The organism is Mesorhizobium sp. Mes31, from assembly GCF_024519675.1.
Taxonomy (GTDB): Bacteria; Pseudomonadota; Alphaproteobacteria; order Rhizobiales; family Rhizobiaceae; genus Mesorhizobium.
This window is the reverse complement of record NZ_JALJRL010000017.1, coordinates 70,459-92,281: the sequence shown is the minus strand read 5'-3', so window position 1 is coordinate 92,281 and position 21,823 is coordinate 70,459. Positions and strand designations below refer to the sequence as shown.

The following is a 21,823-nucleotide window of genomic DNA, read 5'->3' as shown; positions in this document are numbered from 1 at the left end:
TCTGAGAACGCGCATGGCTGCCATGTTGACGGATGCCCTGGCCGGCGCACCACGGACAGCGGGGTGCGGCCCTGGGCAGGGTGCGGTGACAGGTCTGGCACGTGGCGGCCAGGAACAGGGTGAACATGATGGACTCCGAGCGCACGCTGCATAGCAACGCGCAATTAAAGCTGCACCGCGATAATTTTGGTGAGTGTTCCCGGAGCGGAGTACTGTGCGGCTGTCAGTTCATCATCAAGCCACCCCGGGAAAAAGCATATGCTTCCCCGGAAAGCCTCGAAATCAAGATGAATGTATTCATGCACATGCCTTCCAATCTAGACATTGTGCCGATCAAAACAAGGGTGGAAACTGCCCTGCGACAAAAGTGTTCTTTGCAAACGGCATTCCCGCATTTGACTTCGACGGCGTTATCGCCAAGGATAGCGACATGCAAAGTTCGCTCCCCTATTTGCCGACTTTTCGGCTGGGCCTTCTCGAAGGCCATTAGCCCTGGCCCACTTGTCGCCGAAGCGACAAGTGGGCCAGGGAGCTTTTCACTTTTGATATCAACAACTCAACTGGTTTCGCTGACCGCAACACGTTCAGGCGGAATCTGATTGCGAATGTCACACGGCTTGTTCCCGCGCGAGACCGGGCGGGATGAGGTTGATGTGGCGTTGGCTTCAAGGCAGGAATCCAAATCCAATGTCGAAGAAAAATGGTAATCGAGAAATACGCAAACCAAAGCAGATTAAAGAAAAACCAGAGGAACTATCTGCCATATCCCAGCAATCTCTCAAAGACGGGCGGCGTACTGGCAAGAAATAGCCACGCTTAGATCAACCATATAAGGCGCTCTTCGAGAATCGCCTTATATGGGCACTCTTCTGTCGAACCTATCGAACAGAGCGACGCCGTTCTCTGCTCTTCAGTTCGACATGAGGCAGCCTGCTTCCAGACGGACGCAGGCTAAATTTTAGCGAGCTTGAAAATGGCCAAAAAATGAATCCTGGTGCAAGCCAAGGCTCGGTGCTAGCGCTATATCCCATTTCAGGCTTCCTGCCCTGGTGGCTAGAGCCGCAGGTCATGGGGCGCTACCATCGGCTGGAGATTATGCTGCCCATGCAGAACACTCCCGGCGGAGCCAGCGGCCAACGCACGCAGCTTCACCCGTCTGATCAGCCCGTTTTGACCCATTGCGTCGCCGGTCGCGCTTCATACCCTTCGCAGCCGGCTGGGCGTGCTTCTGGACGCGCTTCCACAACCGGTAACGGGGCACCTGCCGTAGAAAACAGGATGGCGCCGAACAAGACCGCTTTGGTTGAACAAGCGAAGCTGCCGAAGGACCTGTCCCGGTCGGATGCTGGAGCACCAGCCGCCGGGCCGCTACCGGTTGGCGACAGCGAATTGCACGTTGGTGCTATTCGATCAACATATGTGCCGCCCGAGCCGCTTCCACAAAAGCCGTCCTCGCGACATCGGCCGGAATGCCGCCTTGCACCGCCTGGCGGCAGGCTCGCAAGGCGGCAAGATGTTTCTCGCTGCCGGTATCGCGCCAGTTGGCAGTCAGGAGTTGTGTCGCTTGCTGAGCGCTCATAAGGGTCCGGATGTCACCGCTCACGCCAGTCGCGATTGCAACGGGCTTTGAAAACCATCCATCGTACATGGCCGTCTCTCAAAATGATGATGCCTTTGGTTGTTCTTAGACATCGAAAACGCCATCCCTATATGTATATCGTGTGACGATATGAATTTATCAAGCCTGGCGAGTGAGCCAGGCACCGGGAATGAACCTATCCGGACAAGGTAGAAGGCTCCGCTGGCGGATCGTCGCAATCGTCTCTGCGCTCTTCATTGTCATGCTGGCACTTTTCGTGCTTTGGCCCATTTGATCTGCGTCGCAGGACCAGTGGACCCGCCACGAGGCCGTGAGCCGACCCTGCCGTTCAGCACGCGCTCGACCGTCGTCCACCCCGGCGTGGGGGGCGATCTCGAGGAATTGGCTTTGAAATCTTGGTAACGCCGCTGTCACGACGCTTGGCATGTGCATTCCTACCCTCGCGGTGAGGCCTTAAGTCGCAAACTATTGGCTTCAGAAGCAGGGCGTTGGGCTGCATCGACGGTGCGACCAACACCATATGTCTGTCCATATCCCTCCAAACAAGAGAAGGTTGCCTGAGGGGTCGCTCTGCGGTCATCATACTGGCGAGGGACTGCTTGAACAAAACATGCACGGCCTTCGTTTGGCGAGAGTGCGCGGCGTGCCGCGCAGGACTAATAGGCCATGCATGCCTTATCCACACAAAACAAGCGCCCGGATAGGCAGCCTCTTTCGCAGAAATGTCTGGGCCACGCCGCCTTGATCAGAGCTTCCTTCGCAACAGGCGCGCCTGCCTGTTCCGCAAGCAGCGCGACCGCCCGCTGGACGAGCGCGTCGGTTCGATGTCGTGGAATGGAATCCCGGTATCGGTGTCGAGGCGAAGTGGGCCAAACGCAAGGCTTGTCGGCATTCCCGAAGAAGATGTCTGGCCCGGAGTAAGCTGATTTGCGGACGCCAAGGCGGCGTTAAACTTGAAGTGATTGATGAATAAGTCGAGAGCCTCTACCGGACAAACAGTTCTCGACGCGTCGGGCAAGACGAAGCAGCCTTATGCAATCGCCATGAAGTCTCGCAAGGCTTTTGCCATCGCGCGCCATCTGGGAAGAGTATGCTGACGGCGGCACAGGCGACCTGGAGTCCCCCGCGCTACTTTCAGATCAGACAGGCACATCCTGGCATGTCCGTTGGATCGGCCAGCCCGGACGAGCGTCTGGTCGAACCGGTGCTAAGGACGGTCTTCGTCATCCAGGAGTATCCGCTCTGCTGCGCCGCTCAGATCGTCATACTGGCCGGACCGCAAAGACCACATGAATGCTCCAAGCCCGACGAGGCCTAGCAGGATCGCAACTGGAATGAGGACGGCCAGGTAATTCATGGACGGCTGCCAAGCTGGACCGATGACCGAACGAAGGATGGAAGTCTAGTTCCTGCTGCGGGAGCGTCCGAGATTCTCAATCTTGTCGCGTTGGCTATCACCAAGATTGAGGAAAACGACATAGCCAACGCAGCAAAGAACGGGGTGACGGAGCCGGCAATAGCTACCGGCACCGCAATGGCGTTGTAGGCTATGGCGAGCGCAAAATTTTGGCGGATCAGCGAGCCGGTTCGGCGCGAGACGATCAGTGCATCGTTCACCGCTGAGAGGCTCTCCTTGAGGAAGACGAAATCGGCAGCGTTGCGGCCGACATCTGCAGCGGTAGCCGGCGCCATCGAGACATGGGCGGCGACAAGTGCGGGAGCGTCATTCAGTCCGTCGCCGACCATCAGGATCCTTTTGCCGCAGCGAGCCAGCTCGGCGACTCGCGCCACTTTGTCCAACGGCAGGAGCTCGGCCGAAACTCGGCCGATGCCGAGTTGCATTGCAATAGCGTTGACGACAGCAATACGGTCGCCTGACAGGATCTCGCTAGCAATCCCGGCGCGCATCAAATTTCGGACAGTCCGTGCCGCATCAGGGCGTATCTGGTCTTCAAACAGGAACGTCGCTAGCCGTTGACCGTCCCTCGCCAGGACAGCAGCCGTGCCCATGGGCGAGCAGTTTTCGTCTTCCGATCCCCTTCCAAGTGCCCAACCGGCGCGGCCCAGACGATAGCGACTGCCCTTCGCAGAGCCCTCCAGTCCGAGACCGGGAACCTCCTCGAGGTTGTCGAAGGAGAATGTGGGCATTGATCGACCGGCGGCCTCCACGACGATCGCCCTGGCCGCGGGATGGCGCGATCCCGCCGCGATTGCAGCGCCAATGCCAAGGGCCGAGGGAGGGATTACGTCGACATTGGTCAGGCACAGGTTTCCCAGGGTCAGCGTTCCCGTTTTGTCGAAAAGGACCGCATCCGCCTCGGCGAGACGTTCTAGCGCGGAGCCATCTTTGACCATGATGCCCCGCTCGAAGAGGCGCGCCGTGGCTACAACCTGAACGATAGGAACGGCAAGGCCGAGGGCACAAGGGCAGGTTATAATGAGGACGGAGATCGCGATAGATATCGACAGGTGCCAATCGCCTGTCGCGTAAAGCCAGCCAAGAAGAGACACCAAAGCGATCGTGTGGACTATTGGTGAATACAATGCCGACGCACGGTCGGCAATGCGGCGATAACGCGCGCGTCCTCCCTCGGCGGCTTCCATCATCCTCAACATCTGTGCCAGAAACGAGTCTTCGGCACGTGCGGTTGCTCTTACGGTGAGCGGGCCGTTGAGGTTCAAGAGCCCGGCCTGCACTACCGTGCCGGGCGCCGCAGAGACGGGCGCGCTTTCTCCTGAAACCAGCGAGTGGTCTAGGTCAGAATTTCCCGTCTCTACGATGCCGTCAACCGGAATCCTGTCGCCCGGAGCGATGAACAAGAGCGAGCCGCGCTCGACGGCCATCGTTGGAACGTATCTTCGAGTGCCGTCCGCATCGATGAGTGTTGCGCCGAGCGGCGAAAGCCTAGCCAGGCCAGAAACCGCCGAACGCGCCTTTTCACGCATCATATGTTCCAGCGTGCGCCCGATCAGAAGAAAAAAAAGCAGGGTCGTCGCCGCGTCGAAGTAGGCGTGCGGCGCATTGTGGGCGGTGTCGTATAGACTCAGACCAAATGCCAATGCCACGCCGATCGAAACCGGAACGTCCATGTTGGTGCGACGATGTCGCAACGCCGCCCACGCCGACAGGTAGAAAATGCGGCCGGAATACAATATTGCCGGAAGGGCCAGGGCGGCCGAAACCATATGGAATGCTTGCCGCGTTTGGCCGTCAGCACCAAACCACACGGACACTGACAACATCATGATGTTCATGCTGCAGAAGCCGGCAACCGCCAGCGCCCTGACAAGCCGAGGCAGTTCGGTATCCTTCGCGTCGGCTCCGAGAGTAAACAGGTGCGCCCGGTAACCAATTCTCTCAAGCGACCCAATCAGATCCGGGACTGTATCTTCGACCGCACGCCAGCGGACGGCGGCACGTTTCATGGAGAGGTTGACGCGCGCACTGATGACCCCATCCAACGAAGAGAGCGATTTTTCCACCGCCGCCATGCAGGCTCCGCAGTGCATGGTTGGAACCGAAAGGTCGGTTTGACGCGTGCCGTCGCCGAGGTCCCGGCTGCCCAGCAGGATTTCCTCGGGCACTATGGAATGGAGTGTCTCAAGTTCGAGCCGGGCGTCGGCTGGTGAACAGCAGGACATGCGACCTGGCCGATTCAGCGAATGGCTTTATAGGCATGCCAGGTGGCATGACCCAACAACGGGAAGACCACGATCAGGGCGATGAGACCGGTGCCGACGCTTACCGCAAACAGGGCGAGCACAATCGCTCCCCACGTGATCATGGGGATAAGGTTATTCCAGACCATCGCCATGCTGGTTGCCATGGCCGTCAACGCGTCTGTCCGCTGATCCAGCAGCATCGGAACGGAGAAGACGCTGATCGCAAAACCGAAGGCGGCGAACAGCCCGCCGATCAAGGTTCCGATGATGATCATGGCCCATCCCATAGGGCTCGTCAGAAGTACGCCGATGATGTGATCAAGGCCGGGAAATGGCCGGATGCCGAAAAACAAGGCATAGATGAGCACCGCCGCCCGCATCCACAACAACATCAGCAGGCAAAGCAGGAGACCGGTGAAAAACATATGCGCGCCAGCCCGCGGCTTGACCCGCAGCATCGCGCCCAACGTCGGCTGCTTCCCGTTTTCGATGGCCTTGCTTTTTTCATAAAGCCCGACCGCGAGAACAGGAGCCACAATCATGAATCCGGCAAGAGCGGGAAACAGGATGTAATCCCACTCGAGGACGAACATCGTCCAGATAAAGACGACCGAAACGACAAAGACGGCGAACCCATAGACGAGGCTGGGACCAGGCCTCACCATGAGATCGCGCCAGCCTGCCGTGAGCCACCCGAAGGCGGCGCCCATCGGCAAATGTCGCTGGCGCTGTGGATTTCGGGTTTCCTCGATACCCGAGACTTCGTTTAGCAGGCCGTAGCGTTTGTCGACATCGGTCATCATTCTTTCCTCGCGAGCGGCCCAGGTGTCTTTCAACAGTCGGAATTCGCGGCTCTGAATCTGCCGCTCGAGGGGTCGGGAGCCATCAGATGCGAAACGCATTCCGGTTGTGAGGTGAATGCAACATACAGCAGATGCGCGTTCGCCCCGGCGAAAAGCAGCATTGCGGCCGGAACAAGCAGCCAGACAAGGGGCGGAACTCGTGATCGTTTCTGTTTCGCCAGCGCCATCTTCTTCATCCCGTCATGGAGTCTCGAGCCCCAACGAATAAACATAGAGGGCAAGAATCTTGATTTGCAGCGAGCCGAGCCGCTTGTCCCAAGTCGGCATGTGTCCCTGGCGTCCGCCGTGAATGGTGGCGATAATGCTTTGAAGGTCGCCGCCGTATATCCAATATTGGTCGGTAAGGTTGGGCGCGCCAAGGTCTGAGTTTCCCTTGGCATTTTCACCGTGACATGCCGCGCACGTGGTCAGGAACACTTGCTTGCCCGCTTCGATCGTTTCGATGGACCTGGGCGTGGAGTCAGACGGATTGCTGAGTGAATGGACATAGGCCGCCACGGTCTTGACCTGAGCGGGATCAAGCATCTCGTCGTGCCCAAAAGCCGGCATTTGCGAAACCCGGCTTTCAGCATGGCTGGAATTGACGCCTGTCGTGATGGTCTGTGCGATTGCTTCCGGGCCGCCGCCCCAGATCCAGTCGTGATCGGTCAGGTCGGGATAGTTTTTACCGCCTTTGCCATCCCGCCCATGGCAGGCCGCACAATTATCGCCGAAGAGCCGATGGCCGGCCTGTTTTACGACGTCCATCAACTTCGGATTCGACAGCACTTCGTCGTAGCTCGAATTCCCTATAGCATCGGACCATGATGCTCGGTCGGCGCTCGCCTCGACGAGCTTCTCCGCCACGATCTTGCGCTGATCGGTGTTGAGCAGACCTTTGGTATAGGTCGTCCCCAAAGGCCAGGTCGGCATCACGAACCACCAGATCACGGCGAACAGGTGCGTGATGACGAGGAACATCAGGACGCCTCGCGGAACGGGGATATCGAGTTCCTTTATGCCGTTCCACTCGTGTCCCGTCGTCGCGTGGCCACTTGCGGCATCAATTTCCTCTACTTCCATGGCGTGTCGTCCCGATCGAGAATGTTCTTCTTGGCATCATCGAACATCTTGCGGTTTGATGGCCAGAACGCATAAACGCAAACGCCAATGGCAAATGCGATCAGGTAGAACAGGCCCCAACTCTTAGAGAATGCGACGAGCGTATCGTGTTCCATCGTGCGTACTCTGTTGCATCATTGCTGTGAACCCGGCGCTTTTTCCGACGCCGCTGTCTGCTTGTAGGCAGCGTCCGTCAAGCGCCCGAGCACTTGCAGATATGCGACCAGCGCATCCATCTCGGTGAGTTCGGTCGTCACGCCGTCAAAGGCGCTCACCTGGGTCTTCTCGCCGTACCGTTCGACAACGCCCGCCGAGAAATCGCTGTCGGGAGTCGCCTGGCCAAAGGCATCCCTCGCCGCATTGGCGATCATATCGTCGGTATAGGGCACGCCGACTTCACGCATGGCCGCCAGCTGCATACCAAAATCGGCGGTTTCCAGCGGAGTGCGAGCGAGAAACCGATAAGACGGCATGTTGGATTCCGGAACGACGTCCCGCGGGTTCGTAAGGTGCGTTACGTGCCAGAGATCAGAGTACTTGCCACCAATGCGCGCAAGATCCGGCCCGGTACGCTTCGAGCCCCAAAGCATGGGGTGATCGTATTTGGATTCGACCGCAAGCGAATAGGGCCCATAGCGCTCGACCTCGTCACGCAAGGTACGGATCATCTGGCTGTGACAGGCGTAGCACCCCTCTCGTTCATAGATGTTGCGGCCTGCGAGCTCCAAAGGCGTATAGAGACGCATGTCAGGCGCCTCTTCGACAGTCTCGTGGATGGTGAACAGCGGCGCGATCTCGACAAGGCCGCCGACGCTGGCAGCGGCGATGATAGCCAGGACAAAACCAATCGCCGTCCGTTCGATCTTGCGGTGAAAGAGTTCAGGCATGTTCTTACTCCGCGGGGCTCGGTGCCGTGCCCGCTGCGGGGCGCCGATCCGGCAGATCCAGCTGACTGCCCGCGATGAGCGGCGTGGCTTGAGCGGTCATCCAGATGTTGTAGCAGGCAACGAGTGCCCCAAGCAGGAACAGGAGCCCGCCAAACGCGCGCGCGATGTAGTAGGGGTACATGGCGACCAGCGAATCGACGAAGGAGTAGGCCAGCGTCCCATTTTCGGTGTAGGTGCGCCACATCAGCCCCTGTATGATGCCGGAGTTCCACATCGCAAAGACGTAGATGAGTGTTCCGGCGAGCGCGAGCCAGAAATGAACCTCGACAAGGGCCGCCGAATGCATGCGTTCGCGTTTCCACAGGGCGGGAACGAGCGCGTAAAGCGAGCCGAAGGTGATGAAAGCCACCCAACCGAGCGCACCGGCATGGACATGGCCGATGGTCCAGTCTGTGTAGTGCGAAAGCGAATTCACTGGACGAATTGCCAGGAAAGAGCCTTCGAAGGTCGACAGGCCGTAGAAAACGGCGGCTACCATCATGAAGCGCAAGGTGGCGTCGTCGCGCACCTTATGCCAGGCGCCGTTCAGCGTCAGCAGCGCATTTCCTGCCGATGCCCAGGATGGGACCAGGAGCATCACGGAAAACGTCATGCCGAGGTTCTGCACCCAGTGTGGCAGCGCCGTGTAATGGAGGTGATGTGAGCCCGCCCACATATAGAAAAAGGTAATCCCCCAGAAACTGAGGATAGACAATCTGTAGGAAAAGATTGGCCGGCCCGCCCGCTTCGGCAGGTAGTAATACATCATACCCAAAAAGCCCGAGGTGAGGAAGAAGGCGACGGCGTTGTGACCGTACCACCATTGCACCATGGCATCCTGCACCCCCGCCCAGATCGTGTAGCTTTTGGCATGTCCAATCGACACGGGCACTGCGAGGTTGTTGACGATATGCAGGATCGCCACGACCACGATGAAGGCCATGTAGTACCAGTTGGCCACGTAGATATGCGGCTCCTTGCGCCGCGCGAGGGTGCGAAGATAGAGAAGGAAATACGTTACCCACACGACCACCAGCCAAAGGTCGGCGTACCATTCGGCCTCGGCATACTCCTTTGACTGGGTCACGCCCATGAAATAGCCGGTGACGGCCAGAATGCAGAAAAGATTGAAACCCAACAGCACGAACCATGGGCTGATCTGGCCCGCCAGACGAGCGCGCGAGGTGCGTTGCACGACGTGGAATGAGGTCGCGATCAGGGCATTGCCGCCGAAGCCGAAAATGACACCGGTGGTATGGCTCGGACGCAGTCGTCCGAAGGTCGACCAGGCGGCATCGAAGGCGAGGTTCGGCCAGGCAAGTTGGGCTGCGATCCAAACACCCATGAACATGCCAAATACGGCCCAAGCCATCGACAGGGCGATGCCCACCTTGATGGGGTCATCATAGTAGCTGGCCTGCCGGTCTGCCTGCGGCTCAGGCGCGTAGAACGCGGACAGCACGTGAAACAGCAGACCGGCACTGAAAATCAGTACGACCACGCCGTGCACCCCGAACGGATCAGACCTGCCCAGGGCTGCCATGGCAACGCCCACCATCGCCATCACAACAAGTATCATTGCCGCGTATTGGCGTTCGCTGGAGGTCAGCTCGGTGATCAATTCAATTTCTCCTGCTCGCCTGTATCAGTCGATTCTTATTCTTGATCACACCATGGCAGTTCAAAACACCTGTTTCAAGCAATGCTGCAAGTGCCGAATGCAGGGCAACACGATGGCTAACTCTGCGCGCTTTTCCCGCGTCACGAACAGCGTGTCACGTTTGTCTATGAGTTTGTGATAATATACACTCACGAGCGCTGACCTTCGGGCCAAGGACCTTGGTCAATTGTTTCTGGCCGGGTTTCAGCCGTTTGCAGTCCCCGGAACCGAGGGGGAACCAAACACTGCCGGAAGAGCGAGCTTCGGGGGCGCCGTCAGCCAAAGCATTCCCTGTGCAGAAAATGGCCTAGTGCAAGGGCAAGCGTAGTCGATGGCATTTGCCGTCACATATGAATGCCGCAAATCGCAAGAAGCGTCAAAGCCAACGACGTCAAACTAACCACCACCACGATCGCACCGAAGCCAAAGGCCAGCACAGCTGCCAAATCGCGGTGGACTTTGGTTGCATCGGTCATACCTCAGAAATAGCGCGTGGCGCCCGGGCCGGCAAGATGCTGCGCTGTCCTGGAACTGCCCCGTCCTCGCACCACCTCATGCGGGGGCATGAGGCTGCGTTAGCTTCGCGCGTCAAGGCGGGCGCCATTGGTAGAACTGGAAAGATGCCAAGCGCGCCAGTGGGTTGGATGGATGTCGATCCGCTCGCCGGTCAAGGTGCTTTTCCAGTAACCCCGATGCTTCGTGCAGGGAAATACAAGCGCATGTTCGCCTTCCGCATCGAGGACGGCTAGTTCGAGCTCGAGATCGAACGGAGCTGTGATGATCGGATTCCACATGAATTCTAATATAAATTGGAAAAGCAGATTTAACCTTGATCCAGATCATTTTTGAGGTTCGGGCGCGCTATGACCAGCGGCATCCAGAACAGAATGGCCTCCGCCATATAGCTTCCGCTTGTCAGATCTGAGCGCAAGGCTGCGAGCGCCAACGGCGTGTCGAGCCGTCGGGACAAGGCGTAGACGACGACATTGCGACTGCAGGCATCGACAATGACGGCAAGATAGCAGAAGCCGTTGGCAATTCTGGTGTATGTGAAATCGGCAAACCAGACCCCGTCGGGCCGATCCCGGGATCACGTTGCGGTAGAGGTTCGGGTAGATCGGGGAATCGTGGCTGCTGTCAGTCGTGCGCTCCCAAGCCTGCCGCCCTCATCATCCGAGCTACGCGCTTGTGGTTGACGAGATGTCCGCGCCTGCGCAACTCGTGGGTCACGCGCCGATAGCCATAGCACGGCAGTTCGTCCTGAATATCCTCGATGAAGCTGACGAGTCCCACGTCCGAGAGTTTGAATGTTTTGGTCGTCGCGCGATAATAGAAGGTGCTTCTCGGCAGATCGATCACTTGACACCCCCGTCTGACGGAACAGGCCGGGGACCGGTGACAATGAAGGATCTCTCGCCGTCGCCGGCGATCGGTTGGCGCGGCTTTTTTTGCCACGTCCAGCTCCATGGTGAGGTTGGCCGACCTTGCGCTCGAGGGCGGAGATACGCGCCTCGTGTTCAGCGATAATGGGTGGCCTCAGCCTCCTCGTCATTCAGTTCGCCCCGGTCGAACTTCGTCAGCCACAGCGGGATGAGGTTGGCGGAGACGCTGTACGGTCGCTGGGCATCGCGCCGCCCGATGATACCACCGCGGATGTCCTGGCAAAGCAGTAATTTGAATAGCGTCGCATGCCGACGATATGGACCTCGTGCCCTCATGAGCCTTCTCCGTTCAAGGCCCGTCGGACGTATACGTTTTCAGGTCCCCCTGGTCCAGTCCGAAGGGCTCACTCCACAGCCGTGTCAGAGTTGATGGGTGGTCAACCCGGTGCGCTGAGCAGCCTGCGCGGATTTTTCAGCTTTTGACAAAGCGCATACCCTATTTCGCGAAGACAACCATGCACCCTGCAAACGCATCTCCAAGCGCGACGATCCTTGACTTCCCCAGCGCGATTAGACAACACCATCAGTCGAGCAGGCCTTTGCTAAGATCAAACATCTAGTCTTCCGTCCCGGAGGTTGAAAATACTGTCAAAGCGATCGAAGATCTTCTCATCGTGGGTGACCGCGATGATTGCGGCGTCGCGTTCGACGGCCACTTTGCGCAGAAGATCCATGACGATGCCGGCACGCTTCGAATCGAGCGCCGCGGTCGGCTCATCCGCCAGAATGATGCGCGGTTGATTGGCGAGGGCCCGAGCGATCGCCACACGCTGCGCTTCGCCGCCCGAGAGTTGTGCCGGCATCGAACCGCGACGGTTCCCTACTTCGAGATAGTCGAGCAGCCCCAGCGCCCGCAACCTAGCCTCACGCGAGTCGACCCCAGCCAGTTGCAGAACCAGGGCCACGTTGTCGGTCGCGTTGAGAAAGGGCATCAGATTGTGGAACTGGAAGATAAATCCGATCTTGTCGAGCCGCAGGCGCCTCAGGTTGGGTCGAACCCAGCGGCCATCCCTTAGCACTACTTCGCCGTCTAGTTCCATGGAGCCCGAGGACGGGTCGAGGATGCAGCCGATGATATTGAGCAGGGTCGTCTTGCCGGATCCCGACGGTCCGAGCAGGGCAATGACTTCGCCTGCTCGGACGTCGAGTGATACATCGCGCAACGCATCGACGCGTGTTTCCCCCTCGCCAAAGTGCTTCGACAGGTTCCTTAGCCGGACGAGTGGGGGCTGGTTTGCTTTCTCGGCCGGCACGCTAACCTCCGAGCGCCGTGGCGGGGTCTATCCTGAGGGCCGCGCGAACGCCGAGTGCGCTGGCCAGCAGGCAGACAACGATGACGATCACGCCGAGCGCCAAGACGTTGTCGGGCTCGAGGACTACGCGACGTGGGAAATAGTCCTTGATGCTGGCGATGAGCGTGGCGCCGATTGCAAACCCGATCGAACCGAGGGCCAGCGCCTGCTGCACGATCATGCCGATGATGGTTCGGTCCGGTGCCCCGATCAGCTTCAGGGTAGCGATCTGCTTCAGCTTCTCCATCGTCATCGTGTAGATGATGAGCGCTATGATGACTGCGGAGACGGTGAGCAGAAGCGATGTGAAAAGACCGATCTGCCGGCGCGCCCGATCGACTAGTGAGCGCGTCAGGATCAGTTCCTGTGCCTCCTGCGTCACCGCCGTCAGATGCTTCCACCGCCGTACTGTCTCGGCCACGGCATCGGGTGACGCGTTGGGGTGGAGGCGAGCCACAACGGCGTTCACGGTATCGCGACCGCTGCCTCCTGTGCCGCGCGCCATCTGTACGCGGGCTGCGGGCGGGGCAAGGTCGAACTGGAGTTTCTGCGCGTCCTGCAGGGTTATGTAGACAACCGGATCGCCGCCGGAACTGACTTGCTGGCGGGTCGATCCGATGACGGTGAAGACATCACGTCCGAGCCGTAGTCGATCGTTCAGTACAAGCCCTGAAGAGCGGTCGGCGACCATCTCGAAATGGCTGCGAGCAATCGCATGTCCTTCCTCGATCTCGGGTGGACCGCCCGGGCGTGTCGGCTCATAGCCGATAACGTAAAGCCTGAGCTTTCGGTCCTGGTATTCGGCTTCGACGGTCTGGTAGGTTATGCTGCCGGCGGCGACCACGCCGGCAATCCGGGCGATCGCCTCGCGTGTGTCGGCTGGTATACGGGAGGCCTCGGCGAACGGACCGCGTGTGTTGGCTTCGACAACCCAAAGATCGATAGCTGGCGCGCGAGCGATGGTGAGCGCCTCGACGACAAGTCCCCTGTATATGCCAATCATTGCGAGGACCACGCCGAGAAGGAGGCCGAGCCCGACGCAGGTAAGCAGGAACCGGCCAAGACCGTGCCGGATATCGCGATAAGCGAGGTTCAATTTCCAACGGCCTCCGCCACCCGCGCAGAACGACCTTCCCGAAAGCCACTTGCGATCCGCGCGGCAACGCTGGCGCCTTGAGGAAGTCCGGCGACGATCTCCAGTCGTGCATCCTCGGTCCGATGGCCGAAGCTGACGACGCGGGATCGCAGACGCCCAGATTCGACCGTCCAGACAGTGCCCTGCCGGCCGTCGAAACCTTGCACGGCCGCCTCGGGTACGAGCAGTGCCGCGTCGATCTTCGCAACCGTAATCCAGAACTCGACCTGCTCCCCGAGATAGACCCGCGGTGGCGGGTTGTCCCCCTTGATGAAGACGCGCCGTTCCTCGGTTACCCTATCGCTTTCAAGCCCGATGCGGACCACGCGTCCCGTGAAGGCGTCCTGTGGACGCGAGCGCAGCCGCGCGTCCACGCGCTGACCTTCCTCGATGAAGCCTGCGCGCGCTTCGTCGACATGGGCAAGGCCCCAGTAGCTGTCGGCAGCTATCAACGTGAAGATCGGATCACCGGCTTTAACCACGGTGCCAATCTCCTTGTGACGGCTAACGACTATCGCGTCGAAGGGCGCAATCAGCCTGCGGTGACGCAGCATGGTTTCCTCGAACCGCAGTTGGGCGCCCGCATCGGCAAGTTGCGCTTGCGCGACATCGACTTCGCTCGAAGCTACGGCGACGTCGGCTTCAGCGACGGCCTCATCCCTAAGCGCCTCTTCTGCGGACTGCCGAGACACCACGCTCTGCCCGGCAAGCGCCTGTCTGCGTGCATTTGCGTCCTTCTTCTGCGCCAGGATGGCTCGCGTCTTTCCCAAGTTGGCATTCGACTTTTCGACGGTAGCGTCGGCGACGAGCATTGCAGCCTTGGCCTTCTCCAACTTTGCCTGTTGCTCGCCCAGCGTCAGGCTTGCAAGCAGGTCGCCCTGTTTGACGCGATCACCCTCGTCCGCCTTCAGCTCCACTAGGGTCGCGCCGACCTCGAAGCCGATATCGGAACGAATCCGGGCCTCGACAGTGCCAAGCCCGAAGACGCGGACGGGGACATCGTGTTCCTCCGCCACAACCTCAACGGCGACCGGGCGGTTATTATAGAAGGAATACGCTCCAAAGCCGGCCACAATAACTATGGCCGCGACCAGCGGGTACAGGATCGCTGGCCTGCGGAACAGGGTCGCAGCCGCCGATGTTCGATTTCCTTGCATGTTGCAGCCTCAGGCAGGTCTCAACAGGACAATCGTCCGATAACGGCTCCGCCGTCACTCGTTCGCGACGTGATTGCCAAAAAGCGCAAGCGGAGGGCGTCTGAGAAAATCCGCAAGACCGGTCGTTACCAAGCCAACTATGCGCACCTTGCTTTTATATCCGTCAGGCGAGGCTACGTCTTTGATCTGCGACAAATCACGACCGCCGTTTCAGCGGGGCCGCATCACCCGCATTGCGGCAATTGGACCGGACGCGCATCCTAGCCATCAAGGTCAAGATGCATCCTCCTGGCCCGTAGAACTGCATGGATTGACATGAACAGTTCACCGCGACTGTCGGCACCGGGTTCGAGCGCGCTTTGATACGACACCTAGGTCTGGCGCTTCTGGGACAACCCGAGAAGATTCCCTAGTCTCAGCTCACCCGGCAAGCATAAGCTTCAGATAGCGGCCGATGAGGATCGTCGTGGGATAAAGGACGTCCTCCTCGGTTCGGGCATGCAGCATCAGCTTGTCGGCGAACAGAGCCACATCTGGGTGTCCTTCTGCGCTCGCGGCATCTTTCAACTTAGCCAGTTCGGCGACAATGCTTTCATGTTCGACGAGCATGGTGCCGAGTTCGGCCTCCAGCCGGTCGGTCATCTGGAGCACTTCCGCCATATCCGGTTGAACAGTGCCGTGCGCTAGCCTTTTCAGGATGCCCAACGGCGGAAGCGCGTATTGCTCTTCCTTGACAAAATGGTCGTGCAGAACTCGGGCGACGGCATTTGCCGCTTGGCCCGTGCGGCCGCCCGCCTTGGTCGCCTCGACCAGTTCCGCATGCAGTTCGTCGTGCTCGATCTTCAGCGTCTTGGGGATTTCCATCAGCATTTCACTGTCCTCCTGTGCAGGGGCGGACGCGCCCGCAAGCGCGCCCTTTCTTCTGATTGTAGTCATTCCCTGTGTTCGTGCCCCAGAGCCCCGGCTGCCGCCTGACGCATGCCTTCGGCGAATGTCACAAACCCCAGCTCGGCGCTAACACGGTCGCGGGCGGCGGCCACTTCGGCAGGGTTTTTCGGTTCTAATACCGAGCTCCTCGTGTGCAAAACGTGCTCGAACCGGGCATTCAGGCCATGCTGTAGCTCATCGACCAGAATGCTCCTCACGTTATCCAGGTCACCACTCGCGATCGCCTTCTCGGCCGCGGGAATCACGGGCCCGAAATCTATCCCCACCGGCTTCAGGCCGGTATAAGCGGCGCCTTCTCCCGCGCGGTGCAAACGGACCGCCGTTTCCATGAATGCCCTGTCGGCAAACCCTTTCGCCTCTGATCCGAGCCCTCGGACCTTCAGGGCCTGTCCGAAGTGCGCTTCGATCTCTGCCTCGGCCGTCGCTGGTGCATAGGGCAGGATCAGCCCGACATTGCCAGTGTCGAGCGCCCTGAGAGCTGCCTGCGCCACCGGCCCATCGATGGAATCGCAATGGGCAAATGCACTCTGTGTCCCGAACAGCAACCCAGCCGCGAGGGTGGTGGCTGTAAGCAGTTTGATCCTGATCATGGTCTGGTCTCCTTATCGAGTTCATGATTTCCCCGAATATATGGCCTGAATCCATCGCGTTCAGCGACGTAAGTCGCACGGGATGGATTTATCGAACTTGACCGAGCAGGAGTGAATTTCAGATGGCAGGAGTGCAGGATCTGAGTACAACCATCGCGCGGGCGCCCATCTTTCTCGGTCTGGATAAGCACGTTCTGGCCCGGATCGCCGGGATCATGCGCCCACAGCGCATTGGAGCTGGCAGGCAGGTTCTTGTTGAAGGAGAGCCGTGCACGGGCCTATTCTTGGTAGTCTCGGGGCAAATCCGGCTAATCAAAAGCGCTGCGGAGGGCCGCGATCAAGTACTTGGGATCCTCGGCCCCGGAGCCACCTTCAATGAGATTGCGGTTTTTGACGGCGGTCCGAATCCTTTCGGCGCCGTCTCCGTAGGCGCTGCGTTTCTCGGCTTCCTGCCAAAGAGCGACATGATACGGCTCCTTGACCAACATCCCGAAGTCGCGCGGGCGGCACTGAAGATTCTATCCTCCCGCCAGAGATCCCTTGGATCAATGGTCGAGGATCTCGCGCTTCGCGACGTTACCGCTCGAGTCGCCCGTTTGCTGCTCGGATGCGTAGGCCATCACGGGCATATTATCGAAAGTGCCGAGACCGCATGCGAGCACATAACGCATCAGGAGATCGCCTCGATGGTCGGCTCTGTGCGGGAGGTCGCGCAGCGCGCGCTCAAGCAACTGGAGCGAGACGGCGCCATCTCGCTCCAGCGCAGCCGTGTCTCTGTCCGCGACGTCTCGAAGTTGAAGGCTTGGGCCGGGGGCACTGGGAATGCCGGTGTCGAATGAGGATCCTCGTCGAACTTCCCTGGCTGTCCGCCCAGTCTGTTTCGGACAACCAGCCGCGTTCGTTTAGCGTCCGTTTGACGATCGTTTCCACAACTGCGATGTCCATCTGATGCGCGGCCCAGGCGTTCATTTCGCGCATGTCGCTGTACTGGATGAAGTGTGGCGGCGATGTCACGTTCCCTATACATGAGCGCGTTGAAGACCTGCGGCCGCTGATATCAGCTGACCACGGTCACGGCTTTCCATTCCGCCATGGCCTGCAGGCGGTGAATATGTGTGGCGAGAGCGGAGCGTTTTGAGCAGGGCGAGACGAAGAGATTGCGCAGCGACGAGAAGATCGAAAGAAGCGTTGCAGTGCTCCTGGTGATCGAAGCCTTGCATGGTCCGCTCTGGTTTTCGCTGCGGCACATGCGCATTCTCCGCCCGGCGTGCTCGGCTCCACCGTCAATGCGTTTGCCACCGTCGTTACTTCCGATGCCGCCGGTATTCGCATCGTTTGCGGGTTGGACCGGGCGTTCAGTATGACATCGAATGGGTCTATGTCCGGCCAACCAGGAATATGGGAACTGGCGGCGGGTTCGAGACTGGCAGGGAACGACCGGCTGGGTCTTCGGTCCGCTCCTGTCGGGCCGCAGGACCGCTGTAACCGCCCCTTGGAGCAAGGACAAAATCGCCCTGCGCCGGAAGCCTTCGATATCTAGCCTCGTCACATCCTGGCTGGCTCCGGAAGCGATCTTCGAATTGGTGCGGTGCGACGGGCAATGGTGCAAGGTCGCTGTCAAGTCGCAGGCAGGCTTCGTCAGGCAAACCCGCCTTTGGGGCATCTATCCTGACGAAACGCTCTGACATCAGTCACCCATCGCACTGTTCACCGAAGCTGTGGCAGCCAGGGCCGCGATCGACACTCCGTGCCTGGCCTGGGTGCTTAGATCGCGGGCTTGCGCGTCTCGGGCCTGGCTTCCCGGATCAGGACGCGATGCGAGGGCGCCCGGTGGCTGTCGCAACGACAATGGCTTCGACGAAACTGCGCTCGCCTTCGATTGTGGCAACCCTTATGTCGCGTGCGATCTCGATCCGCGCCTGATCGGTCCCGGCTCGCTCGGCGAGGCCTGCCGCCAAGGCACGAATGTGGGCTTCGGCGGCATTCATTGCTTCCTCTTCGGTGTCAAAGTCGTCCAGCCGCTCGCCTGAATTGAGACGGAAAAGCCCGATCTCGGGTTGGCTGACGCGCGCCTCTGCCGACATTCGCACCTGGCCGACGACGGCGCCCAGCGCATTTGCCACGTCGGCGTGCTCGGCGACGGAGCAGTCATTGCCGATCAATCGCGCTAGCCCGGCATAGTGGAGTGATGCGGAGGCCCCCAGGCCGATCACCGGCCGGTCGAGGGCGATCGACAGCCGCGCCATGCCCCCTCGCCGGCCAACCGCTCGCTGGACCAGCGGATTGGCAACAGAGACGCCGCCATCCAGCCCGTCCTCGGCAAAGACGGTTTCAAGAATGGCTTCGGCAGAATGCCGGGTGACTGCGGTGAGGACCATCTCGGAAAGTGTTTCTGCGCCTTCGGCGACATGATGGCCCTGGCCATCGCGCTTGCGTGAGAACAATTCGGCGCCCAGTCGAGCCGCGACAGGATCCCAATTCCCTTGCCGGCCAAGCACGTGGGCCGCGTCAGAGGGCGTGAAGCCCGCGATATGCACCAGACCACGTGCGACCAGGCGATTGAGCGTTGCGACCTGTGACGTCGATATAAGCAGCCGATCGAGCGCGGCGGGAATTGCCGAAATGTCCGCATAGAGCCGCGCCTCGGTAACTGTAAGGCCCGCAGCCAGACGCCCGGGCACTCCTGTGCGCAATGCGAAGCGGCCGTCCAGCCGCCTGGTGTTGGGGCCGAGCAATTGCCGCTTGAGGCCTTTGTATATGACATCGCCGTGATTCACGGCGGCCAGCGCTAGCGGCACGAGCCGACGGGGCCCGAGCACGATCGTCGAAGTCAGCGACCGCTCATGGAGCGAGACTTCCGAATCTCCGCCGAGCCCAAAGGTGCGCATGGCGACGGCTTCCACCATGGTTCGCATGCCGCCGACGGTGGCGCCTTCCGGATCGAGCCGCAGGCGGCCGCCGTCGAGAACGGCGATGTCGGTTGTGGTGCCCCCGATGTCGGACACCACGGCGTCGTCGATGCCCGTCATGTACCGCGCCCCCACCAGGCTTGCCGCTGGTCCTGACAGGATGGTCTCAATCGGCCGGGCGCGGGCGAATTCAGCGGTGATAAGCGCGCCGTCGCCGCGCACGACCATGAGTGGAGCGACGATCCCGCGTCTTGCCAGGAAGCCCTCCGCGGCGTTGACAAGGCGATCGATCATCGAGATCAGTCGCGCGTTGAGAAGCGTCGTCAGCGCCCGACGCGGGCCACCGAGTTTCGACGACAGTTCATGCGAACACGTCACCGGAAGCCCGATACGCTCGCGAATAATGTCACGTACAGCGATCTCATGTTCGGGATTGCGAACCGCGAAATAGGAGGCCACGGCGACGCCTGAAACCGTGTCGGCGAGAGACGGCAGCGCAGCCACGAGAGCGTCCAGCACCAGCTGACGCGGATCGCCGTGGACGTCATGTCCGCCCGGGCAAAAGATCACGGGATCGGAGCCGAGGGCCTTTGACAATCCGCTCCGGGCAATATCGGCTTCAGCGAAGCCGATCATTACCAGCGCGACCCTCCCGCCCTGTCCTTCGACGAGGGCATTGGTTGCGAGCGTGGTCGACATCGAGACGAGCTTGATGGCGCTGGGTTCGGTGGCAGCCTCGGACAAAACAGCCTCGACGGCGCCGGCGATGCCCTCGGCAAGATCATGTCGCGTGGTCAGTGATTTGGCCTTGGCCACAATGCCCGTAGATTCCGACCACAGCACGGCATCGGTGTACGTGCCGCCGGTATCGATGCCCAGATACAGTGGCGGCTGGTGCGCATATGCGTTCATTTTTGATCAGTCACCCAGCTCGGGGTCGATGAGGGATATTGTCGCGAGACTGTTCGCCGTGTCGACCACCTTGGCATGGACGGGCGGGTCGCGTGTGATTGCACATTTCATGTCCGTGCCGGCAGGCGAAATCGGGGCTGCCGGCGTGACATGATCCAATCTACCGGTCATTCGACTTCAAAGCACGCCGTAGGTCATATCGAGGGGAATACGGTGATCATCGATAGCGCGCACGCCAGCGGTGTTTTCAGCCAGGATGAGCGAGGCTTTCCGCTCCTGCTCCGACAGGTAAGCTCCCCAGAAAGTGACCACGCCGTTGGTCACCGTCACGTCCGAACTTCCGGTCGAGGGCCATGATTCGGATCGCAAGGCGCCGAGAATTTCCAGCCTGATACTGCTGTCGTCATGCGGGGCCGGAGCGCGCCAACCTTTCCTGGCAACGACCAAAGCTCGCACCAGATTGGCGCGACTGACGATCCCCACCACCTTTCCGTCGCGAAGCACGGGGACACGCTTGATCCGATTGTGTTCAAGCAGGGTTGCGATCTCGCCGACTGGCGTACTCTCGACCACCGTCGCAACCTGCTTTGTCATGACGTCGATCACATGCTCAGAATGAGACTTGACATAGCCTTCCGCCTGAACCGCGTTGTTGGTGAAAAAATGAAGCCACCAGGAACAACCCTGCGGCGCCGTACCGATCTCCGCCCGGCGGATCAGATCTCCTTCACTGACGATGCCCAGCAGCGCACCTCGATCAATGACCGGCACGGCGCTGATCCCGTGCGACAGGAGAATATCGGCGACCTCATCCACCGTACTGTCAGGTCCTACCGCGATGACCGGTGACGTCATGACGTCTTTGGCGATCAGCATTTCGTTCTCCTTCACCTGTCTGCAGGCGCCAGACCCGGCGGCAAGGTCGTTCCGGAGCCTTGCCCGTTGCCAGCATGGAGGTGGATCGCGCGATAGAACTCCCTTGCATGGAAAGCATAGGCTTCTAGATCGGCCGGATCGCCAGCGAACAATCCCATATCCTCGGCTTTCCGGAAGAACCAGGGAGCGGGCAAACCGGGCTCGAGCGCCTTCACGGCAACAGCCGCAAGCAATGGCAGGCCTTCGTCCGCATCGTCGTCCATCAGTTGTTCGAGTGCATCCCGGATCACGCCTGTTCCCTCTGAACCAACCATGCTCTCGGCCAGTCTTGCATAGGTGATCGGCAGCCGGGTCTGTGCTTGCAGGAGCAGTTCCTCACGCAGCCGTCTTTTGAGAGCATTGTCACCCGCGGGAGCGATTGGGATGCGGCCATCTACGTCGAGGCGGCTGGCAGATACCATTCGCCCTACCACATGACGCTGAATGTCCCTGCCGGAAAGGATTCTGCCGAAATCGTGTTCAAGCCTGTCCATTATGATCATCGCGGACCCCAAGGTGCCCTTCGCGCGATAACGCCAAGAGCTCCCCTGGCGTTGAGACCTGCTGGCTGGCACCCAATGTGTCAATTTCGCTAAGCACGAGCTTCACTCATCCTTATCTGCAAGACAAACGAAATTTATTGCCCCTTTAGCACAATTATTTTGCATCATAATTTCGATCGCAGCGCGCGGCGCAGCCCTTCCTTTTTC

22 protein-coding genes and 2 pseudogenes are annotated in these 21,823 nt (G+C 59.8%); 3 read left to right on the top strand and 21 right to left on the bottom strand.

Features of this window, described 5'->3' with window-relative positions; genetic code table 11:
* The first annotated feature begins 125 nt into the window (after positions 1–125).
* On the top strand, positions 126–599 hold the full coding sequence (locus NR193_RS25150; protein ID WP_256753447.1) for a hypothetical protein: 474 nt from the start codon (positions 126–128) through the stop codon (positions 597–599).
* 803 nt (positions 600–1,402) lie between these two features.
* Here the strand turns inward: NR193_RS25150 and NR193_RS25145 are convergent.
* The 17 genes and pseudogenes from NR193_RS25145 to NR193_RS25060 all read right to left on the bottom strand — a co-directional run bounded on the left by NR193_RS25145 (position 1,403) and on the right by NR193_RS25060 (position 16,377).
* Positions 1,403–1,648 (bottom strand): DUF982 domain-containing protein, encoded by a 246-nt coding sequence (locus tag NR193_RS25145; RefSeq protein WP_256753446.1) that lies wholly within the window; start codon positions 1,646–1,648, stop codon positions 1,403–1,405.
* A gap of 1,159 nt (positions 1,649–2,807) precedes the next feature.
* A complete protein-coding gene (gene ccoS, locus NR193_RS25140) occupies positions 2,808–2,957 on the bottom strand; it encodes a cbb3-type cytochrome oxidase assembly protein CcoS (RefSeq protein WP_256753445.1) in 150 nt (49 codons plus the stop codon).
* Complete coding sequence (locus NR193_RS25135; RefSeq protein ID WP_375162736.1) at positions 2,954–5,242, bottom strand: heavy metal translocating P-type ATPase; 2,289 nt, start codon at positions 5,240–5,242, stop codon at positions 2,954–2,956. The genes ccoS and NR193_RS25135 overlap by 4 nt, the downstream gene beginning before the upstream one ends.
* A 14-nt stretch (positions 5,243–5,256) precedes the next feature.
* A complete protein-coding gene (locus NR193_RS25130) occupies positions 5,257–6,063 on the bottom strand; it encodes a DUF2189 domain-containing protein (RefSeq protein WP_375162735.1) in 807 nt (268 codons plus the stop codon).
* 243 nt (positions 6,064–6,306) lie between these two features.
* Entirely contained in the window at positions 6,307–7,188 is an 882-nt protein-coding gene (gene ccoP / locus NR193_RS25120) for a cytochrome-c oxidase, cbb3-type subunit III (RefSeq protein ID WP_256753442.1), read from the bottom strand.
* Positions 7,179–7,343, bottom strand: a complete 165-nt coding sequence (locus NR193_RS25115) for a cbb3-type cytochrome c oxidase subunit 3 (protein WP_256753441.1) — start codon at positions 7,341–7,343, stop codon at positions 7,179–7,181. Before NR193_RS25115 ends, ccoP begins: the two co-directional genes overlap by 10 nt.
* Positions 7,344–7,361: 18 nt before the next feature.
* Positions 7,362–8,114 (bottom strand): cytochrome-c oxidase, cbb3-type subunit II, encoded by a 753-nt coding sequence (gene ccoO / locus NR193_RS25110; RefSeq protein WP_256753440.1) that lies wholly within the window; start codon positions 8,112–8,114, stop codon positions 7,362–7,364.
* A gap of 4 nt (positions 8,115–8,118) precedes the next feature.
* Positions 8,119–9,732: a cytochrome-c oxidase, cbb3-type subunit I gene (gene ccoN / locus NR193_RS25105; protein WP_306280485.1), complete on the bottom strand. Its 1,614-nt coding sequence runs from the start codon at positions 9,730–9,732 to the stop codon at positions 8,119–8,121.
* A 425-nt stretch (positions 9,733–10,157) separates the two neighbouring features.
* Positions 10,158–10,289, bottom strand: coding sequence for a hypothetical protein (locus NR193_RS25100; RefSeq protein WP_256753439.1), 132 nt, complete (start codon positions 10,287–10,289; stop codon positions 10,158–10,160).
* A gap of 347 nt (positions 10,290–10,636) precedes the next feature.
* Positions 10,637–10,885 (bottom strand): annotated as a pseudogene (locus NR193_RS33645) (DDE-type integrase/transposase/recombinase); the annotation flags it as partial.
* Positions 10,886–10,950: 65 nt separating this feature from the next.
* The gene (locus tag NR193_RS25090; RefSeq protein ID WP_256753437.1) at positions 10,951–11,172 is read right to left on the bottom strand and encodes an IS3 family transposase; all 222 of its coding nucleotides are present in this window, start codon (positions 11,170–11,172) and stop codon (positions 10,951–10,953) included.
* Between the two features lie 158 nt (positions 11,173–11,330).
* A complete protein-coding gene (locus tag NR193_RS25085) occupies positions 11,331–11,531 on the bottom strand; it encodes a hypothetical protein (RefSeq protein WP_256753436.1) in 201 nt (66 codons plus the stop codon).
* Between the two features lie 272 nt (positions 11,532–11,803).
* On the bottom strand, positions 11,804–12,508 hold the full coding sequence (locus NR193_RS25080) for an ABC transporter ATP-binding protein (RefSeq protein ID WP_256753435.1): 705 nt from the start codon (positions 12,506–12,508) through the stop codon (positions 11,804–11,806).
* A gap of 1 nt (position 12,509) precedes the next feature.
* Positions 12,510–13,643, bottom strand: a complete 1,134-nt coding sequence (locus NR193_RS25075) for an ABC transporter permease (protein ID WP_256753434.1) — start codon at positions 13,641–13,643, stop codon at positions 12,510–12,512.
* On the bottom strand, positions 13,640–14,839 hold the full coding sequence (locus NR193_RS25070; RefSeq protein WP_256753433.1) for an efflux RND transporter periplasmic adaptor subunit: 1,200 nt from the start codon (positions 14,837–14,839) through the stop codon (positions 13,640–13,642). The genes NR193_RS25075 and NR193_RS25070 overlap by 4 nt, the downstream gene beginning before the upstream one ends.
* Before the next feature lie 420 nt (positions 14,840–15,259).
* Positions 15,260–15,709, bottom strand: coding sequence for a hemerythrin domain-containing protein (locus NR193_RS25065; RefSeq protein ID WP_256753432.1), 450 nt, complete (start codon positions 15,707–15,709; stop codon positions 15,260–15,262).
* Positions 15,710–15,771: 62 nt separating this feature from the next.
* Positions 15,772–16,377 (bottom strand): DUF6448 family protein, encoded by a 606-nt coding sequence (locus tag NR193_RS25060; RefSeq protein ID WP_256753431.1) that lies wholly within the window; start codon positions 16,375–16,377, stop codon positions 15,772–15,774.
* Between the two features lie 122 nt (positions 16,378–16,499).
* Here NR193_RS25060 and NR193_RS25055 point away from each other — a divergent pair, with 122 nt between their 5' ends.
* A complete protein-coding gene (locus tag NR193_RS25055; RefSeq protein WP_256753430.1) occupies positions 16,500–17,216 on the top strand; it encodes a Crp/Fnr family transcriptional regulator in 717 nt (238 codons plus the stop codon).
* Positions 17,217–17,434: 218 nt separating this feature from the next.
* Here the strand turns inward: NR193_RS25055 and NR193_RS25050 are convergent.
* Positions 17,435–17,642 (bottom strand): annotated as a pseudogene (locus NR193_RS25050) (IS6 family transposase); the annotation flags it as partial.
* Between the two features lie 105 nt (positions 17,643–17,747).
* Between NR193_RS25050 and NR193_RS33640 the strand changes: the two are divergent.
* Positions 17,748–18,062, top strand: coding sequence for an SH3 domain-containing protein (locus tag NR193_RS33640; protein WP_375162734.1), 315 nt, complete (start codon positions 17,748–17,750; stop codon positions 18,060–18,062).
* 120 nt (positions 18,063–18,182) lie between these two features.
* Here NR193_RS33640 and NR193_RS25045 read toward each other — a convergent pair whose 3' ends face one another.
* From NR193_RS25045 to NR193_RS25035, 3 genes are all read right to left on the bottom strand, one after another.
* Complete coding sequence (locus NR193_RS25045) at positions 18,183–20,198, bottom strand: hydantoinase/oxoprolinase family protein (protein ID WP_256753429.1); 2,016 nt, start codon at positions 20,196–20,198, stop codon at positions 18,183–18,185.
* A 177-nt stretch (positions 20,199–20,375) separates the two neighbouring features.
* Positions 20,376–21,074, bottom strand: coding sequence for a CBS domain-containing protein (locus NR193_RS25040; RefSeq protein ID WP_256753428.1), 699 nt, complete (start codon positions 21,072–21,074; stop codon positions 20,376–20,378).
* 11 nt (positions 21,075–21,085) lie between these two features.
* A complete protein-coding gene (locus NR193_RS25035) occupies positions 21,086–21,616 on the bottom strand; it encodes a hypothetical protein (protein ID WP_256753427.1) in 531 nt (176 codons plus the stop codon).
* Positions 21,617–21,823 lie beyond the last annotated feature (207 nt).